The sequence below is a fragment of the Cupriavidus basilensis OR16 genome (assembly GCF_000243095.1).
GTDB lineage: Bacteria > Pseudomonadota > Gammaproteobacteria > Burkholderiales > Burkholderiaceae > Cupriavidus > Cupriavidus basilensis_D.
In genome coordinates, this window is record NZ_AHJE01000022.1 from 59,749 (window position 1) to 77,265 (window position 17,517).

Annotated in this window: 12 protein-coding genes, 5 tRNA genes and 1 pseudogene; 12 read left to right on the forward strand and 6 right to left on the reverse strand. The window is 64.2% G+C overall.

The features are described 5' to 3' along the window. Positions 1 to 128 precede the first annotated feature (128 nt). From OR16_RS09270 to OR16_RS09280, 3 genes are all read right to left on the reverse strand, one after another. On the reverse strand, positions 129 to 605 hold the full coding sequence (locus OR16_RS09270; protein ID WP_006157707.1) for a SixA phosphatase family protein: 477 nt from the start codon (positions 603 to 605) through the stop codon (positions 129 to 131). Between the two features lie 399 nt (positions 606 to 1,004). Next, positions 1,005 to 1,226 carry a translation initiation factor IF-1 gene (gene infA, locus OR16_RS09275; RefSeq protein WP_006157708.1) on the reverse strand — a complete coding sequence of 74 codons (222 nt, stop codon included), beginning with the start codon at positions 1,224 to 1,226 and terminating at the stop codon, positions 1,005 to 1,007. Positions 1,227 to 2,031: 805 nt separating this feature from the next. After that, positions 2,032 to 2,108 (reverse strand) — tRNA-Pro (locus tag OR16_RS09280). Positions 2,109 to 2,506: 398 nt separating this feature from the next. Between OR16_RS09280 and OR16_RS09285 the strand changes: the two genes are divergently transcribed. From OR16_RS09285 to OR16_RS09295, 3 genes are all read left to right on the forward strand, one after another. Next, positions 2,507 to 3,607, forward strand: a complete 1,101-nt coding sequence (locus OR16_RS09285; RefSeq protein ID WP_006157709.1) for a GGDEF domain-containing protein — start codon at positions 2,507 to 2,509, stop codon at positions 3,605 to 3,607. Between the two features lie 76 nt (positions 3,608 to 3,683). After that, positions 3,684 to 3,760: transfer RNA gene (locus OR16_RS09290), tRNA-Arg, on the forward strand. A gap of 191 nt (positions 3,761 to 3,951) precedes the next feature. Next, positions 3,952 to 4,890 (forward strand): alpha/beta hydrolase, encoded by a 939-nt coding sequence (locus tag OR16_RS09295; protein WP_063709574.1) that lies wholly within the window; start codon positions 3,952 to 3,954, stop codon positions 4,888 to 4,890. Here the strand turns inward: OR16_RS09295 and fabI are convergent. After that, on the reverse strand, positions 4,836 to 5,624 hold the full coding sequence (gene fabI / locus OR16_RS09300) for an enoyl-ACP reductase FabI (protein ID WP_006157711.1): 789 nt from the start codon (positions 5,622 to 5,624) through the stop codon (positions 4,836 to 4,838). The genes OR16_RS09295 and fabI overlap by 55 nt on opposite strands. A gap of 238 nt (positions 5,625 to 5,862) precedes the next feature. Here fabI and OR16_RS09305 point away from each other — a divergent pair, with 238 nt between their 5' ends. From OR16_RS09305 to OR16_RS09325, 5 genes and pseudogenes are all read left to right on the forward strand, one after another. After that, positions 5,863 to 7,743, forward strand: coding sequence for an extracellular solute-binding protein (locus OR16_RS09305; protein ID WP_043419070.1), 1,881 nt, complete (start codon positions 5,863 to 5,865; stop codon positions 7,741 to 7,743). Between the two features lie 18 nt (positions 7,744 to 7,761). Further along, positions 7,762 to 8,814: a microcin C ABC transporter permease YejB gene (locus OR16_RS09310; RefSeq protein WP_006157713.1), complete on the forward strand. Its 1,053-nt coding sequence runs from the start codon at positions 7,762 to 7,764 to the stop codon at positions 8,812 to 8,814. Continuing rightward, positions 8,811 to 9,938: an ABC transporter permease gene (locus OR16_RS09315; protein ID WP_006157714.1), complete on the forward strand. Its 1,128-nt coding sequence runs from the start codon at positions 8,811 to 8,813 to the stop codon at positions 9,936 to 9,938. Before OR16_RS09310 ends, OR16_RS09315 begins: the two co-directional genes overlap by 4 nt. 32 nt (positions 9,939 to 9,970) lie before the next feature. Continuing rightward, a pseudogene (locus OR16_RS09320) lies at positions 9,971 to 11,661 on the forward strand (ABC transporter ATP-binding protein). 286 nt (positions 11,662 to 11,947) lie between these two features. Further along, entirely contained in the window at positions 11,948 to 12,634 is a 687-nt protein-coding gene (locus tag OR16_RS09325; protein ID WP_043419072.1) for a C40 family peptidase, read from the forward strand. 87 nt (positions 12,635 to 12,721) lie between these two features. On the opposite strand, the gene OR16_RS09330 is transcribed toward OR16_RS09325, so the two are convergent. Then, a complete protein-coding gene (locus OR16_RS09330) occupies positions 12,722 to 13,663 on the reverse strand; it encodes a patatin-like phospholipase family protein (protein ID WP_043419103.1) in 942 nt (313 codons plus the stop codon). A 246-nt stretch (positions 13,664 to 13,909) separates the two neighbouring features. On the opposite strand from OR16_RS09330, the gene gltX reads away from it, so the two are divergent. From gltX to OR16_RS09350, 4 genes are all read left to right on the forward strand, one after another. After that, complete coding sequence (gltX, locus tag OR16_RS09335; RefSeq protein WP_006157718.1) at positions 13,910 to 15,316, forward strand: glutamate--tRNA ligase; 1,407 nt, start codon at positions 13,910 to 13,912, stop codon at positions 15,314 to 15,316. Positions 15,317 to 15,597: 281 nt separating this feature from the next. Further along, positions 15,598 to 15,673, forward strand: a tRNA-Ala gene (locus tag OR16_RS09340). A 110-nt stretch (positions 15,674 to 15,783) separates the two neighbouring features. Next, positions 15,784 to 15,859, forward strand: a tRNA-Glu gene (locus OR16_RS09345). Positions 15,860 to 15,927: 68 nt separating this feature from the next. Then, positions 15,928 to 16,004: transfer RNA gene (locus tag OR16_RS09350), tRNA-Asp, on the forward strand. Positions 16,005 to 16,253: 249 nt separating this feature from the next. Here OR16_RS09350 and OR16_RS09355 read toward each other — a convergent pair. Continuing rightward, positions 16,254 to 17,501 (reverse strand): MATE family efflux transporter, encoded by a 1,248-nt coding sequence (locus tag OR16_RS09355; protein WP_006157719.1) that lies wholly within the window; start codon positions 17,499 to 17,501, stop codon positions 16,254 to 16,256. Positions 17,502 to 17,517: the final 16 nt, after the last annotated feature.

The window sequence follows — 17,517 nt, forward strand, 5'->3', positions numbered from 1 at the left end:
CTTTCGGTGACGAAACTGTTGCGGTCGAATGTAGAGAGGGCAGGTGACAGTGCCGTGAAGCCGTCGTGACGGTTCAGTGACGGCAGCCCGGAAAGCCGGGCCGCGCGGGTGCGGGGTGCTGAAAAATGCTAGAGAAATTCCGGATTGATGACGGCGCGCAACACTACCTGCGATTCGCTTTCGCGCGTGCGGCCCGACAGCCACCAGATGCCGCTCTTGCGCACGCTCCAGTTCATTTCCGAGCCCGCCAGCAGCAGGCTGGCAAGCTGGCCAAGCCACGGCTGGTGCCCGACCAGCACGGTGTACTCGGCGCCCTGGGGCCAGTTGATCGCGGCCAGCACCGCGCTGACATCGGCGCCCGGGGCAAGCTCGGGCAACACCTCCGCGTTCTCCCGCAGGGCGGCGGCGGTCTCGCGAGTGCGCAGCGCGGGGCTGCAGACTACCCGTGTGCCGGGAGGCAGGTGGCCGCGCAACCACGCGGCGGAGGCATCCGCCTGCTTATGTCCGCGTCGGGTCAGGGGGCGCTGCAGGTCGGCATTGCGGGAAAAGCCAAGCGCGCCGGACAACTCCTCGGCTTCGGCATGGCGCCACAGGATCAGGTTCATGAGAGCAGTGTGCTCAAGCTAAAGGGGAAAGGGGCGCAAGGGATATTCCGAGTATGGCCACGCACGCAGGTGCGTGCAAGACGGGCAAACACCCGGCGGGAATGCAGCATGGCACCGCTCGATGACGCGCCTGTGGCGAGTCATGCATGCCGCAAGCGGTGGCAGCCTGGGGCGAAACGGGAAGGCGGCAACGGCCGGTAAGCTACCTGCATCGACCAGAACTCCAGGCCTGAGGTGTCAGGATGGAACAGCCATCATGATTATTTCAGTGGAACCGTTCTTGTCGATGCTTGCAGGTGGCAAAGGCCAGATGTTTCCCAGGGCAGGACCGCCGCGATGCGGTGCCCTGGAGCGCGGTTTAGCGCAACGCTCGCCGGCAGCGGCGAGCGCGGAAGAAGATCAGACTTTGTGGCGGAAGTTAATGCGGCCCTTGGTCAGATCGTAGGGCGACATTTCCAGCGTCACGCGGTCACCCGCCAGAATGCGGATGCGGTGCTTCTGCATCTTGCCCGAGGCATAGGCCCAGATTTCCACGCCGTTTTCCAGCGTCACGCGGTAACGATTGTCCGGCAGGGCTTCCGAGACAACGCCGCCAAATTCGATAAGTTCTTCCTTAGCCAATCTTCTTCCTTTACGGCAGCCTTGGGCTGCATGAATTTAGGTAAATCCGGTGAGACGAGCGCCGGCAGGCATGCCTGCATGCTCGCGAGGTCCGGGTGCCAGCAGTGACAAGCGCCGGCTTGCTTGGTTGCGCCTTGAAGTTGCGGGAGGCAAGCTGACCCGGACCGGCACGGCAAAAAAAGCACGTGCAACAAAAGGTCCACGTTAGGGAATCGCCAGGGGGCGCGTCAGTGCCCGGCCGATTGCCTTGCCGGTTGCGGCCCAAACTAATGCGGCCGTGCTACCGTGATAGGCGCGGGGGCAATGAAGCGGGCAAGATGTTCCCGGTGGCTTGCCGAACTGCGCTGGATACCGCGCTGCAGTGTGATGGCTGCATTTTTCGGCAAGGGCGCCCGGTTACAGGGCATGCTGCATAAACCCCGGGCTAACGCGCGATTATATCATGGGTGTGCATTAGGGGCGCGGTGCGCGCGCATTCGGCCTTCCCACGCGTAGACTCGCGCATTCGGCCTTCCCCGGTCCGCACGCGAAAACACGAGGAAAAGCCCGCCGCCGGGTGGGTTGCGGGCTAAAAGTGGTGTGGGCGGTTCGCGGATCCGCCCAGTGCCAGTGTCGGTGTTTTAGGCGCGCAGGGGATCCCATATTCATGGCACGGCCACGGGTTATTGCGGTGCACTGAAGCAAGGGCGGAAGAACGTGCGGAAGGCCGTGTGGCCAAGGCGGCCAGAGCAGGCCGGGACAAAATCAGACGACAAAAAAAGGCTTAGACCCTACGGTCTAAGCCTTTGATCTTATTGCTAAATACTGGTCGGGGCGACATGATTCGAACATGCGACCCTCTGATCCCAAATCAGATGCGCTACCAGGCTGCGCTACGCCCCGAAGCGTCGGATTGTAGCCCGGCAGCGGGGCTGGGGTCAAATTTTACTTTTGCACCGGCCAGGCAAGGCGCCCGCCGGTGTGAGCGTTGCCGCTGGGTTTGCTGGATAAAAGGTTCGCTTGACTTGGTCGCAAGCGCTGACATAATCCGCACACCGCAGCGGCCGCGCCCCGCGCCTGGTCAGGCGCAGAGGCAATTCGTGCCGCCTGCGGGACCGGCGCCGGACATGAGAATAAGAGTGCCCTCGCCACTGTCGCGAGGCCCAGCCCCTGTCCGCCGGGGCGCATGAAGACGGTCAGAAGCTAAAAAAGAAAGTATGGCGAAAACCTTGGGTCCGCGCGGGTCCCGAGGCGCATGGCGGCGTGACGGAACGCCGCCTGCCAAGTTGGACGGGGAAATCATGTTTCAGTCGCAGGTTAGTGTGCTGGTTGCGGGCCTGTTCGGGCTGCAGATGGCGGTAGTGTTCGCAGTCTTGCAGCGCACACCGGGCATGGGTCGCGCCGGTTTGAATGCTTGGGTGGCGGGTGCGTTGCTGGTCACCGCAGCCACCGTCTTGCTTGCTGCGCAGGACTATCTGCCTGAATGGCTTACGCTCAACCAGGTGGATCTGGTGATGACGGCGGCTTTGTCCTCGATGGTCTATGGCACGCGTTGCTTCTTCGGCAAGCGCGGCGGCGTGCTTGCGCTTTGCCTGCTGAACCTCGCGGTGCTGGCCAATGCCGCCTACTTCGATTGGACGGGGGGGGCGCCGACAGAGCCGGCGCTTGTCTTTATCCTGGCCAATCTCTATCTCTCACTGGGATTGCTGCGCGTGGTGGCGCCGCAGGTGCCCGCCAAGCGTGGCACCGGCCGCCTGGCGGCGCTGTCGCTCGGGCTGATCGCGCTCGCTTGCGTGGCCATGGGCGTCTATCAAGCCATCGACCTCACGCTGCTGCCCGCCGGCCTTGCGTGGCTGGCGAAGCGGCCGCCCCGGGAAACGTTCACCGTCCTGCACGCCTTTGGCATTGTCAGCCTGGCTGTGAGCTTCGCGCTGCTCGCCCACGATGGCCTGCGCCGACGCCTTGAGCGCCGCGCCAGCTATGACGACCTGACCGAAGTGCTGTCGCGCGGACCCTACTGGGAAGCGCTGGAAGAAGCCTGCAAGCAAGCGGATCGCCAGCAACGCCCGCTGACCGTGGCGTTCATCGACCTGGATCACTTCAAGGCCATCAACGATCTCTACGGCCATCTGGCCGGCGACAGCGTGCTGCGCCACTTCAGCGGCCTGCTGCGCAAGAGCGTGCGCGCCGACGATTTCGCCGGCCGGCTGGGCGGGGAGGAGTTTGGCATCGTGATGCCCGGCACCGCGCTGGACCAGGGCCGGGCGATCAGCGTGCGCCTAAGCGCGCTGGTGCGCGCCACACCGTGCCCGTCCGAGCCGGATGCGATCTCCTACACGGTAAGCATCGGCATGGCCGAGCGGCTGCCCGGGGAGGGCGCGGATACGCTGATGCTGAGGTAGAATACCGGGCTTCGCTGCCTAAGCGTTCAGCCGCATGCGAAGTCTTCAGCATTTCAGCATTTCAGCAGTTCCTCGTCCGCCCTTAGCTCAGTTGGATAGAGCACTCGCCTTCTAAGCGAGCGGTCACACGTTCGAATCGTGTAGGGCGGACCATTCTCCAGTATGCCCCAGCATTGCCCCAGCATTTCTCCCAGTATCCCTCCCCGCATTTCTCGTCGTCCTGAAGCGGCCATCGCATCGCGAACATCGCGGATGCGCTGCCGCTGGCTGCCAGTCCGGACTAAGATTTCGGAGTTGGCCGTGGTCCTTGTTTCTGTCACGGCGCCTTTCCCGAGGCTAATCCCATGGCGAAGTCCAACACAGGCGCTGGCAGGAGGCTGCGTTACTGGCTGGCTGGCGGCGCGTGCCTGCTGACGCTGGCCACTGTAGTCCGCCATGCCTTGTTCCTGGCGGTCGAGGAGGACGCGTTCGAGCCCAAGCCGGCCGGCGCGGCTGACGCGTTGACGCCGGACCGCCTGGGCGTCGCGTCGCGCCAGTTCGCGTTTGCCAGCGGCGCGCGCATGCTGCGTGCTTCTTGCGTCCTGGCGCGGGGCGGTGACGCGCCCGCCGTGCTGATCTATCACGGCGACGAGGAAAACCTGTCCGACTGGGCCAGTGCGCAGGCGCTGCTCTACCACAACGGGGTCTCGTCCTGCGTATTCGACTACAGCGGCTACGGCGCCAGCGGCGGCAAGCCCGGCGTGGTCAACCTGCATGAGGACGGCCTGGCCGCGTACGGGCAGTTCCTTGCCATGACGCCGCGGGCCAGCCGGCGCTATGTGATGGGCTTTTCCCTGGGTTCCGGCGTGCTGCTGGACGTGATCTCCGCCTTGCGCCCGGCGCCTGCGGGCCTGGTGATTGCCGCTGGCTTCACGTCCGCGCGCGAGGCGGCGGTTGTGACTGGGCGGGTGCCGGCGTGGATGGCCAGGCTGCTTCCCGAGCCGTGGGACAACGAGGCGCAATTGCGAAAATCGGTGCTGCCGCTGCTGCTTGTGCACAGCCGCGCGGACGAGGTGATTCCCTTCGCCTATGCCGAACGGCTGGAGCGCGCCGCCGGCGGCCCCAGCCAGCTGGTGGCCCTGCCAGCGCTGCCGCACGACGCGGCGATCGAGCCGCAGCGGCAGGGGGCCGAAGGCGTGCGCCCCTTTTTTTTTGCGTACGGCCGCCATGAGAGGCGGCCGCGCCGGGATTACGCTTCTTCCGGCAGGCTGGCGCCGACCGTATTGAAGCCGGCGTCCACGTAGGTGATCTCGCCGGTCACGCCGCTGGACAGGTCGGACAGCAGGAAAGCAGCCACGTTGCCGACCTCGTCGATGGTCACATTGCGGCGCAGCGGCGCTGCCTCCTCGATGTGGCCCAGCAGCTTGCCAAAACCCTTGATGCCAGAGGCAGCCAGGGTCTTGATCGGGCCGGCGGAAATGCCATTGGCACGGATGCCGCGCGGGCCAACCGAGGCTGCCAGGTAGCGCACGCTGGCTTCCAGCGAGGCCTTGGCCAGGCCCATGGTGTTGTAGTTCGGAACCACGCGCTCCGCGCCGAGATAGGTCAGCGTCAGCAGCGAGGCCTTGTCCGACAGCATGGGCAGGGCGGCCTTGGCCAGCGCCGGGAAGCTATAGGCGGAGATGTCGTGCGCTACACGGAAGGATTCGCGCGAGAGGCCTTCCAGGAAGTCGCCGGCGATGGCCTCGCGCGGAGCGAAGCCGATCGAGTGCACCAGGCCGTCGAGCTTGTCCCAGCTCTGGCCGAGCGCGGCGAAGGTGGCGGCGATCTGCTCGTCGCTGCCGACATCGCAATCGAATACCAGGCTGCTGCCGAATTCCTTGGCGAAGTCGTTGATGCGGTCCTTGAACCGCTCGCCGACATAGGTGAAGGCGAGTTCGGCGCCTTCGCGCTTGCAGGCCGTTGCGATGCCGTAGGCGATCGAGCGGTTGGACAGCAAGCCAGTGATCAGGATTCGCTTACCTGCGAGAAATCCCATAACTTCTCCAATGATGTTCGAGGGGGACGGGCACGTTTCGTGCTCTGGCGTCCGGGCTGCGGCACGCACCGCGCGGTGGCTGCTTTTCAGCAGGCTGACGACCGGTAAAACAGCGGTGTCGCGTACTGGAATGTCCGGATGGCTGAATGCCAGCCGAACCCATGTAAAATTGTCTCATAACTTGACCGCGCCGCCGAAGGCTGCGGACTATCCGATTCAGGTGGAGGACCCAGACCGGATGCATATTCGCGCACGTAGACCGCTTCAGGCGGCATGGCAGCGCTTCCGCACATTTGCGGCGCTGGGCTGTGGATTAGTAGCCCTGTGTGCCGCGGGTTTTCCCTTGTCCGCCGGAGCCGCCCACGGTTTCGCGCAATACGGCGGGCTCAAGTATCCAGCCGACTTCACGCATTTCGACTACGCCAACCCGGACGCGCCGCAAGGTGGCACGCTGACGCTCGCGAACCCGGACCGCCGCACCAGCTTCGACAAGTTCAACCCGTTTACGCTCAAGGGCACCTCCGCCCCGGGCGTCAACGCGCTGATGTTCGAGTCGCTGCTGATTGCCAGCAGCGATGAAACCGCGAGCGCCTATGGCTTGCTGGCGGACGACGTGACCGTGGCGCCGGACGAACTGTCCGTGACCTTCCACATCCGGGCGCAGGCGCGCTTCAGCAACGGCGATCCGGTGCTGGCCGGCGACGTCAAGTACTCGTATGACATGCTGATGAGCAAGGCATCCAGCCCCGGCTACCGCAGCATGTGCACCGACGTGAAGGCCGTCACGGTGGTGGATTCGCGCACGGTGCGGTTCGATTTCAAGCAGCGCAACATCGAGCTGCCGCTGATCGTTGGCTCCTTGCCGGTGTTCTCCAAAAAATGGACCGCCACGGTGTCATTCGACAAGCTGACCTTCGAGGATCCAGTGGCTAGCGGGCCCTACCTGATCGAGCGCTACGATGCCGGGCGCGGCATCAGCTTCAAGCGCGATCCGTCGTATTGGGGCAAGGACCTGGCGGTGCGGCGCGGCACCTTCAACTTTGACCGGGTGGTCTATCGGCTGTACAAGGACGAGACCGCCAAGCTCGAAGCCTTCAAGGCGGGCGAATTCGATGCCATTGTCGAGTACAAGGCCAAGAGCTGGGCCAAGAGCTACGAGGGCAAGCGCTTTTCCAACGGAGAACTGCTCAAGACCGATTTTCCGCACCGCAACGGGGCTGGCATGCAAGGCTTCGTCATGAACATGCGCAAGCCGATGTTCCAGGACGTGCGGGTGCGGCAGGCCCTGATCCTGGCGCTGGATTTCGAGTGGCTCAACCGCCAGCTGTTCTATGGCGCCTATCGCCGCCTCGATAGCTGGTTTTCCAACAGCGAGCTGGCCGCCAGCGCCACGTTCGACGGCCGGCCCGGCCCCGGCGAGATGGCGCTGCTGGAGCCGCTGCGCGCGCAGCTCGCGCCCGAGGTGTTCGGTCCCATCGTGACGATGCCCACCACCAATCCGCCGCGTTCGCTCCGGGACAACCTGCGCGATGCGCGCCGGCTGCTGGCACAGGCCGGCTGGACCTACGAAGATGGTGCGCTGCGCAATGCCAAGGGCGAGCCCTTTGTCTTCGAGTTCCTGGACGACGGCGGGGCCATGAGCCGCGTCATTACCACCTATGTGCGCAACCTGGAAAAGCTGGGCATCGAGGTGAACCAGCGCACCACCGATTTCGCGCTGTACCAGAAGCGGCTTGAAGACTTCGACTTCGACATGGTGTCGATCCGTTTCCCGGATTCGCAGAGCCCGGGCAACGAGTTGCGCGACCGCTTCAACAGCGAGGCGGCCGGCACGCCCGGATCCGACAATCTGTTTGGCCTGAAATCGCCGGCGATCGACCACTTGGTGGACAATGTCCTGCACGCCCATACGCGCGAGGAACTGGTCAATGCCGGGCGCGCGCTGGACCGCGTGCTGATGCACGGCTACTACATCGTGCCCAACTGGTATAGCGCATCGCATCGGGTGGCGTACCGGAAAGAACTGGTTTATCCGCAGCGCCTGCCGTACTACTACACGGCCGAGGGCTGGATCCTGAGCAACTGGTGGCGCGCCGACACCAAGCCGGCCGCTCAATAAGCGCGACAAGGAAACAAGATGCTCGCCTATCTGCTCAAGCGCGTATTGCTGATGATCCCGACCTTGCTCGGCGTCATCACACTGACGTTCGCGGTGATCCAGTTCGTACCGGGAGGGCCGGTCGAACAAATGATGCTGGAGCTCAAGGGTCGGGGCGGCGGTGGCGGGGAGGCCAGCGGCGGCGGCGCGGAATATCGCGGCCGGCGTGGCGTGGATCCCGACAAGATCAAGGAGATCCAGGCCCTGTACGGCTTCGACAAGCCGCCGCTCGAGCGCTATTTCATCATGCTCAAGCGCTTCGCCCAGTTTGACCTGGGCCAGAGCTATTTCCAGCACCGCAGCGTGTGGGAGCTGGTGAAGTCGAAGATGCCGGTCTCGGTCAGCCTGGGCCTGTGGACCTTCTTCCTGACCTACCTGATATCGGTGCCGCTCGGCATCTCCAAGGCGATCCGGGCGGGCAGCCGCTTCGATGTCGTGACCAGCATGGTGGTGCTGGTGGGCTATGCCATTCCCGGCTTTGTGCTGGGCGTGCTACTGCTGGTGCTGTTCGGGGGTGGTACTTTTGTGCAATGGTTTCCGCTGCGCGGCCTTACCTCTGATAACTGGGACCAGCTCACGCTGATGGGCAAGGTGATGGATTACCTGTGGCACCTGGTGCTGCCGATCACCGCCTCGGTGGTGGGCAGCTTCGCGGTTGTCACCATGTTGACCAAGAACGCGTTCCTGGAAGAGATCCGCAAGCAGTACGTCCTGACTGCCCGTGCCAAGGGGCTGGCGGAGCGGCGCGTGCTGTGGAAGCACGTCTTCCGCAATGCGCTGATTCCGCTCGTGACCGGTTTCCCGGCGGCCTTCATCGGCGCGTTCTTCACCGGCTCCCTGCTGATCGAAACCCTGTTTTCGCTCGACGGGCTCGGCCTGCTGTCCTACGAGGCCGTGCTGCGGCGGGACTACCCTGTCGTGCTGGGCACGCTTTACCTGTTCACCCTGATCGGCCTGGTTACGCGGCTGATCTCCGACCTTTGCTATGTGATGGTCGACCCGCGGATCCACTTCGAGGCGGTGCATCGATGAAATTCCGCTCGCGCACGCTCCCTAACGGGCTGCCGCACTCCCTTTCGCCGCGCCAGCGCGCCTGGCAGCGCTTTCGCCGCAATCGCCTCGGCTACTGGAGCCTGATCCTCTTCGTTGCCATTTTCCTGCTCAGCATGGTCGCGGAGACGCTGTCGAGCGACCGGCCTCTGGTCGTGAAGTACAAGGGCGAATGGTATTTCCCCATCGTCAAGACCTACGCCGAGAGCACCTTCGATGGGGACTTTCCCACGCGGGCCGACTATCTGGATCCCTTTATCCGTGATCGCATTACCAGCAATGGCAATTTCGCGATCTTCCCGCCCAACCGCTATTCGTACGACTCGATCAACTATTTTTCCAAGGAGCCCAACCCGGCGCCGCCTTCGGCGGAGAACTGGCTTGGCACCGACGATCGCGGGCGCGATGTGCTGGCTCGGTTGCTCTATGGGTTCCGCGTCTCGGTGCTGTTCAGCCTGGCGCTGACCTTGATCGGCGTGGTGATCGGCACCATGACGGGGGCGCTGATGGGCTTCTTCGGCGGGCGCTTCGACCTGATCTCGCAGCGCGCCATCGAGATCTGGAGCTCGATGCCCGAACTGTACCTGCTGATCATCTTTGCCTCGATCTTCACGCCGAGCCTGGCGCTGCTGATCATCCTGCTTTCGCTGTTCGGCTGGATGGGTTTGTCCGACTACGTGCGCGCCGAGTTCTATCGCAATCGCTCGCTCGATTACGTCAAGGCGGCGCGGGCGCTGGGGCTGTCCAACATACAGATCATGTGGCGCCATATCCTGCCCAACAGCCTGACGCCGGTCATCACCTTCCTGCCATTTCGCATGAGTGCTGCCATCCTGGCCCTGACCAGCCTCGATTTCCTCGGCCTGGGCGTGCCGCCCACCACGCCGAGCCTGGGCGAGCTGCTGGCGCAGGGCAAGGCCAACCTCGATGCCTGGTGGATTTCCTTGTCGACCTTTGCCGTGCTGGTGGTGACGTTGTTGCTGCTAACGTTCATGGGCGACGCGCTGCGTGACGCGTTCGATACGCGCCTTGGGCTGGCCCAACTGCGTGGCCGTGTAGAACCCAAGGCGCCAGAGGGTTCGCCCGCGGCCGAGGCGGCATCATGAGCGCGCTGCAACAAGCCGCCCAAGCGAGCACCATGGACCCTATGCAAGCTGCACAAGCCAGAGAGGGCGCAGGCGGCCCGCTGATGTGCATCGAGCGCCTTTCAGTCACTTTCGGCCACGGCGAGGGTGCCACCGGGCGGTGCGCGAAGTCAGCTTCGACGTGCGCGCCGGCGAGCGCTTCGCGCTGGTGGGCGAATCCGGCTCGGGCAAGACGGTCACGGCGCTGGCCATGCTGCGCCTGGTGGAGGATGCGCGCTACCAGGGCTCGGTGCGCTTCGAGGGGCGCGACCTGCTCAAGGTGTCGGAGCGTGAGATGCGCGGCATCCGCGGCGCCGACATCGCCATGATCTTCCAGGAGCCGATGACCGCGCTCAACCCGCTCTACACGATCGGCAACCAGATCGTGGAGACGCTGGCGCTGCATGAGGGCCTGGACCGGCGCGCGGCGCGCGAGCGCGCTGTCGCGCTGCTGGAGCGCACGGGCATCAGCGATGCGGCGCACCGGTTTGATAGCTTCCCGCACCAGCTCTCGGGCGGGCAGCGCCAGCGCGCCATGATTGCCATGGCGCTGGCCTGCCGGCCCAAGCTGCTGCTGGCCGACGAGCCCACCACGGCGCTTGACGTCACCATCCGGGTCCAGATCCTCGAACTGCTGCGCGACCTGCAGGCAGAGTTCGGCATGGCCGTCATGCTGATCACGCACGACCTCAACCTGGTGCGGGCCTTTGCTCAGCGCGTGGGCGTGATGGAGAAGGGCGTGCTGGTCGAGGTTGGTGAGACTGCCGAGGTCTTCGCCGCGCCCCAGCATCCCTATACCCGCAAGCTGATCGACAGCCGGCCGCGCCGCGAGGTGCTGCCGCTGGTGCCGCTCGCGCCGGTGCTGCTGGAGGCGCGCGGCTTGTGCGTGAACTATGCGCGCAAGCGCCGTGGCCTGGCCGGCTGGTTCGGCCGCGACCAGTTTGCCGCTGTCAAGGGCGTGAATTTCGCGCTGCGCGAGGGCGAGACCATCGGCATCGTGGGCGAGTCGGGCTCCGGCAAGACCACGCTGGCCCATGCCGTGCTGAACCTGCAGCGGCGCAGCGCCGGGGATATCCAGTTCCTGGGCAAGAGCCTGGACGAGGTCTCCCGGCGCGAGCGCAGCACCTTGCGCTCGCGCTTGCAGGTGGTGTTCCAGGACCCGTTCGGCTCACTGTCGCCGCGCATGACCATCGAGCAGATCGTAGGGGAGGGCCTGGCCCTGCACCAGCCGGGCCTTTCGCGCGATGCCATGCGCCAGCGCGTCACCGAGGCGCTGCGCGAGGTGGGCATGGACCGCACCGCGCTGGGGCGGTATCCGCACGAGTTCTCCGGCGGCCAGCGCCAGCGCGTTGCCATTGCGCGCGTGCTGATCCTAAAGCCGCAGGTGCTGGTGCTCGACGAACCCACCTCGGCGCTTGACGTGTCCATCCAGCAGCAGGTGCTTGCGCTCCTGTCGCAGTTGCAGCGCAAGTACAACCTGAGCTATCTCTTCATCAGCCACGACCTGGCAGTGATCCGCGCCATGGCGCACCGGGTCATCGTGATGAAGTCCGGCGAGGTGGTCGAGGCGGGGGATACCGAAGCCGTTCTAGGTGCTCCGCAGCACGCATACACCCGCAAGCTCATGATCGCGGCTGAAATTGGTGCGAGCGACCCGACGCCGCTGCAAATTGGTGCAGCCGAACTCAGGGTGTCACCCGATTGACCTGCGGTTGACATAATCAAACCGAGAAAGCATCTGCGACTTTCGTCGTATAGCCTTGATTGCAAAGCGTTTTATTTGAATTTTGTAACGAACTTTGACATGTGGATGACAACCTTATACCATCCGGCGAGAACTATTTTCGGGGGTGGTTCGCGCGTCGCTTATGCGCGTGGCGAGTGGTTTATATCACTTGGTCCGCTTTTTGCGTGCGAGTCATCCCATTGATTTCATGCCCGCCCGGTGGGTTTATCCCGGGCCGGTCAAGAACGATTCATCAGGAGAACCAATGCAGCGAATGCTTCATTCCCTGGCGCGCGGCGCCGTAGGAATTGCCATTGCCTGCGGTGCCACTCTATCGAATGGAGTGCTGGCTGATACGGTCTTCAAGGATCCAGACGCCCGCATCGACGCACGTACCGAACTGAGCGCGGAGCCGCATCCGGAAGGCAAGCGCGGCCTGCTTTCTTCGGTCATGAGCTCCACCAGCCATGTGGCCAGCAAGGCCGGCGACCTGGTCATGAACGCACTCGGGCTGATCGGCGTGCGCTACCGCTTCGGCGGCAACAGCCCCGAATCGGGCCTGGACTGCAGCGGCTTCGTCCGCTACGTGTTCAACGACACCTTTGGCTTCGTGCTGCCGCGCCGCTCGGTTGAAATGAGCCAGGTTGGCACCACGGTGGCTTCCAACGACCTGCGCCCCGGCGATCTGGTGTTCTTCAACACCATGCGCCATACGTTCTCGCACGTTGGCATCTATATCGGTGACAACAAGTTCGTGCATGCACCGTCCACCGGCAGCAAGATCCGTGTCGACGACATGCGTGCCTCGTACTGGGTGACGCGCTACAACGGCGCCCGCCGTATCGACGATGCACCGCAGGACAGCGGCAGCGCCAACAACCTTGGCAATATGGTCGAGACCCTCAAGCGCTTCGACCCGAACGCAGTCAACCGCCCGCTCTACGGCGGCTGACGGACTGGTGGGTTGGAGGACATCGTCCGCACCGGACATAAAAAAAGGACTGCCTGGCAGTCCTTTTTTCATTTGCGTGCCGCGCCCTTACTGGGCGGCGACCGTCCCGGCGGGCCGAAGCCTTGCCTGGGCCAGCTTGTCGCGCAGGCTGGCCATGACGGCGGCGGTGGCTTGCTCGCCGGCCAGGATGGCGCGATTGCGCGAGGCGAAGTCGCTGCCGCCCATGTCCGGCAGGTCCGGGCGGATCACCACATCGGCCCGCGCCAACGCCATCTTGCTGATCGACTGTCCCATGATGGCGGTGGTCTGCAGCAATACGCCGCTCTGGCCGTTGCTCTTCTGGCTGGAAGGCTCGGCCGAGATATTCACGGCGATCACGAAGTCAGCGCCCATGGCGCGCGCGGAGTCCACCGGTACGGGTTCGACCAGCCCGCCATCCACGTAGTCGTGCCCCTGGATCGATACCGGCTGGAACACGCCCGGCACGCTGCTGGAAGCGCGCACCGCCTGGCCCGTGTTGCCGCGCCGGAACAGGATGCCCTGTCCGGTCTTGAGGTCGGTGGCGACGATGCCCAGCGGCAGCTTCATGGCTTCGATGGGGCGATTGGCGATCAGCTTGTTCACGTAGTTCTGCAGCGCTTCGCCCTTGAGCCAGCCGCCGAAGCGCGTGCCGAAGGGCAGGGCCCAGTCGGCGATGGCGGCTTCGTCCATCGTCAACGCCAGCTTGTTGAGCTGGAACCCGCTCATGCCGGAAGCGTAGAGCGCCGCAACCACCGCGCCGGCGCTGGTGCCGGTGACGAGCTCAGGGTGGATGCCCTGGGCCTCCAGCGCCTTGATCACGCCGATATGGGCGAAGCCGCGCGCGGCGCCGCCGCCAAGCGCGAGGCCTATCTTGATGGGGCGAGGTGGCACCGTGGGCGCCACCGCCGGTGTTTCGGGCGTGGTGGCCAGGGTGCCCGGCTTGGGGCCAAAGGAGCAGGCAGCCAGCAGCGCTGCCGCGCCGGCGCCAAGGAAATTGCGTCGTTGCATGGGTAACCGATGGAAGAAAAATGGCGCAATCGTCACGGCCAGCACGCATGACGGCTGAAATATGCCGTCCGCGCTGGCCACGCGTCCCGCGCGACAGCATTCAGACCGGGCAGAGCATAAATGATTCCGCGTGCGCCGGGCATCCCGAGGCCGGGTGGGGCAGCCACGCCCTGCTTGCTATAATGCGGCGATCCTACACCCCGGCCTGCGCGCATTCGTGCGCGGGCTTTTTTGTTTCATTCCTCTATGACACAACAACGCGTCCGCACCCGCTTCGCGCCGAGCCCGACCGGCTTCATTCACCTCGGCAATATCCGCTCCGCGCTCTACCCCTGGGCCTTTGCGCGCCGCATGCAGGGCGATTTCATCCTGCGCATCGAGGACACGGACGTGGAGCGTTCGTCGCAGGAGTCGGTGGACGTGATCCTGGAGGGCATGGCCTGGCTCGATCTCGATATCGATGAAGGCCCGTTCTACCAGATGGAGCGCATGGACCGCTATCGCGAGGTGGTCAAGCAGATGCTGGACAGCGAGCTGGCCTATCCCTGCTACATGAGCACCGAAGAGCTGGACGCCCTGCGCGACGCGCAGCGCGAGCGCGGCGAGAAGCCGCGCTACAACGGGTTCTGGCGTCCTGAGCCGGGCAAGGTCCTGCCGGCGCCGCCGGCTGGCGTGCAGCCGGTGATCCGTTTCAAGAATCCGATTGGCGGCAGCGTGGTTTGGGATGACGCGGTCAAGGGCCGGATCGAGATCTCCAACGACGAGCTGGACGACCTGGTGATCGCCCGCCCCGACGGTACGCCGACCTACAACTTCTGCGTGGTGATCGATGATCTCGACATGCGGATCACCCACGTGATCCGCGGCGACGACCACGTCAACAACACCCCGCGCCAGATCAACATCATCCGCGCGCTGGGCGGCGTCGCTCCCGTGTACGCGCACTTGCCGACCGTGCTCAACGAGCAGGGCGAGAAGATGAGCAAGCGTCATGGCGCCATGCCTGTGACCGGCTACCGCGACGAGGGCTACCTGCCCGAGGCTGTCCTCAACTACCTGGCCCGCCTGGGCTGGGCGCACGGCGATGCCGAGATCTTCTCGCGCGAGCAGTTCGTCGAATGGTTCGACCTGGAGCATCTGGGCAAGTCGCCGGCGCAGTACAACCCGGAAAAGCTGGCCTGGCTGAACAACCACTACATCAAGGCCGGCGACAACGCGCGCCTGGCGGGCCTGACCCAGCCGTTCATCGAGGCGCTGGGTGGCAAGGTGGAGGGCGCCAGCCTGGAAGGCGTGATCGGGCTGGTGAAGGACCGCGCGAATACCCTGAAGGACGTGGCGCAGGCCGCGCTGCTGTTCTACCGCGGAGAGCCGCAGGCGGATCCGGCGCTCAAGGCAGAGCATCTCAACGCCGACATCCTGCCGGCGCTGCAGGCCCTGGCTACACGGCTGGAGGCGCTCACCGAGTGGAAGCGCGAGCAGATCAGCGCGGCCTTCAAGGCGGTGCTGGCCGAGTTCGGCCTGAAGATGCCCAAGCTGGCCATGCCGGTCCGTCTGCTGGTGGCGGGGCAGTTGCAGACGCCCGCTATTGATGCCGTGCTGGAGCTGTTCGGGCGCGACACGGTGTTGCGCCGTATCCGGGCCGGACTGGCCTGAAATAATTTGCAGAAAGTTCTGGCAGGGGCTTGCGCTCCTGTCAGGAATTCAGCATAATCTCGTTCTCCCTGCAGCGCGGACAAAAACCAAGCGGGCATAACGGATGGAAGCGATAAGAAGTAATCCCGCAGTAATGCGGATCGCGGAAAAAAGTTAAAAAAAGGGGTTGCAAAAAAGCAAGGTTGTTTATATAATCTTGTCTTCGCTGAAACGAAGAAACAAACGCGAAACGCAGCGAAAGCTGCGGCAGCAAAAAGAAGCAAGCAGTAACGTAGTACCATGGGGCTATAGCTCAGCTGGGAGAGCGCTTGCATGGCATGCAAGAGGTCAGCGGTTCGATCCCGCTTAGCTCCACCAAAATGCCGGAAGTTTCGAGTGTGGTAAATCGAGGCTTTCCGGGTGTGGTGAGGATCTGTTAATCAAGGTCTTCGCTGCGCCAGACGAAATAAGTCGAAAGACAAGTTTCTGTCCCCATCGTCTAGAGGCCTAGGACATCACCCTTTCACGGTGAGTACAGGGGTTCGAATCCCCTTGGGGACGCCAGATAACGAACGTAACCAAACGTTCGGTTTGTCGTCGGCAGCATGGCTGCCAATGATAAGTAAGAGTATGGAGTGGTAGTTCAGTTGGTTAGAATACCGGCCTGTCACGCCGGGGGTCGCGGGTTCGAGTCCCGTCCACTCCGCCAAAACTAAACCCGCATGGTTATGCCATGCGGGTTTTTTCTTTTGCTGTCCGGCATTCGCTCCGGCAGTTATTCATAATCCCTGCAATTTGCTTTGGCTTGCGCGCGATGGTAGTGCGAGCCATTATGTCAGGCCGCGCCCGCTGCTCAGGCGGACATTATCTAGTTGCCTCCCGCGGCGATCCGATATTGGCCGGCTAACTGCCCCTGTCGCCGCACAGATAATCCCGCCTCCATGCGCTCCAGGTCTGCTCAGCTTGCGCTGCGCCGGCTGACCGCGATGAAGTAGCGTACCAGCAGCGAGCCGGCGATGGCCAGGCTCACGCTGTTAGCCAGCCAGAACCCTGCGGCCCCCCGCGTGAAAGCGGGCAGGCCATCGATCAGGCCAAAGCCCAGCATGTAGCCGCCCCCCAGGCCGACGCCCCAGAGGGACACCGCGTAGATCAAGGTCGGCACCAGTGCGATCTTGTAGGCGCGCAGGATGAACGCCGTCATGACCTGTACCGCGTCGAAGGCCTGGTAGAAGGCGATGAACAACATGAGAGGAAGGGCGGCGCGCACCACTGCCGGATCCTTGGCGTAGGCATGCAGCAGCGGTTCGCGCAAGATCCACAGCAGGCCGCCGACCATGATCGCCAGCGATGCCGCCAGGCAGATGCCACGCCGGGCAATGCGGCGTGCGCCGGCCTGGTCACGTGCCCCAATGGACTGCGCTACCAGTGTGGAGGTGGCGATCGCCAGCGACAGCGGCAGCATGTAGGCCACCGCCCCGAGGTTGGCGATGATCTGGTGGCCAGCGAGTATCGGCCGCGCTTGCGGCCAGGCCCAGCTGGAAAAGATCTGCAGGGGACGGTAGGCCGCGTTGCGCCGCAGGATCAGGACGGCCGAGATGCACCAGATCCAGCTGATCAGCGCCGAGGCCAGCGCGCAGCCCGGTCCGCCCATTGGTGCCAGGCCGAAGCCTCCGCCGATAAACCAGGCATTGAGCGGAATCTTCACCGACAGCCCGACGAGTTGCAGCACGGTCACCATCACCGGGCGCGACAAGGCGTTGTTCAGCGCGGAGTAGATGCGAAAACCCAATGCGGCCGGCAAGCCGAACGCCTGGATTTGCAGGTAGCGGGTGGCCTTTTCGACCAGCTCCGGCGGTGCCTGGGCAAACTCCAGCAACGGGCCGGGGAACAAGAGCAGCAACATGCCGGGGATGGCCAGCGCCAGTCCCAGCCAGGCGGCCTGCCTGACCTCGCTGCCGATTTCCGCGCCGCGCCCGGCGCCATGAAGCTGGCCGGCGATCGGGGCAAGGGCTTGCAGCACGCCCATCAAGCTGATGTAGACCGTGACGTAAATCGACCCGCCCAGCCCCACGGCGGCAAGGTCGATGGCCGAGGCCCGCCCGGCCATGATGGTATCGATCACGCCAAAGGCAATCACCGCAAGCTGGCCGACCAGGACCGGTGCGGCCAGCACGGAAATGCGGCGGATATCGTGGAACATGTTCATGCGGGCAGGCGCGGCG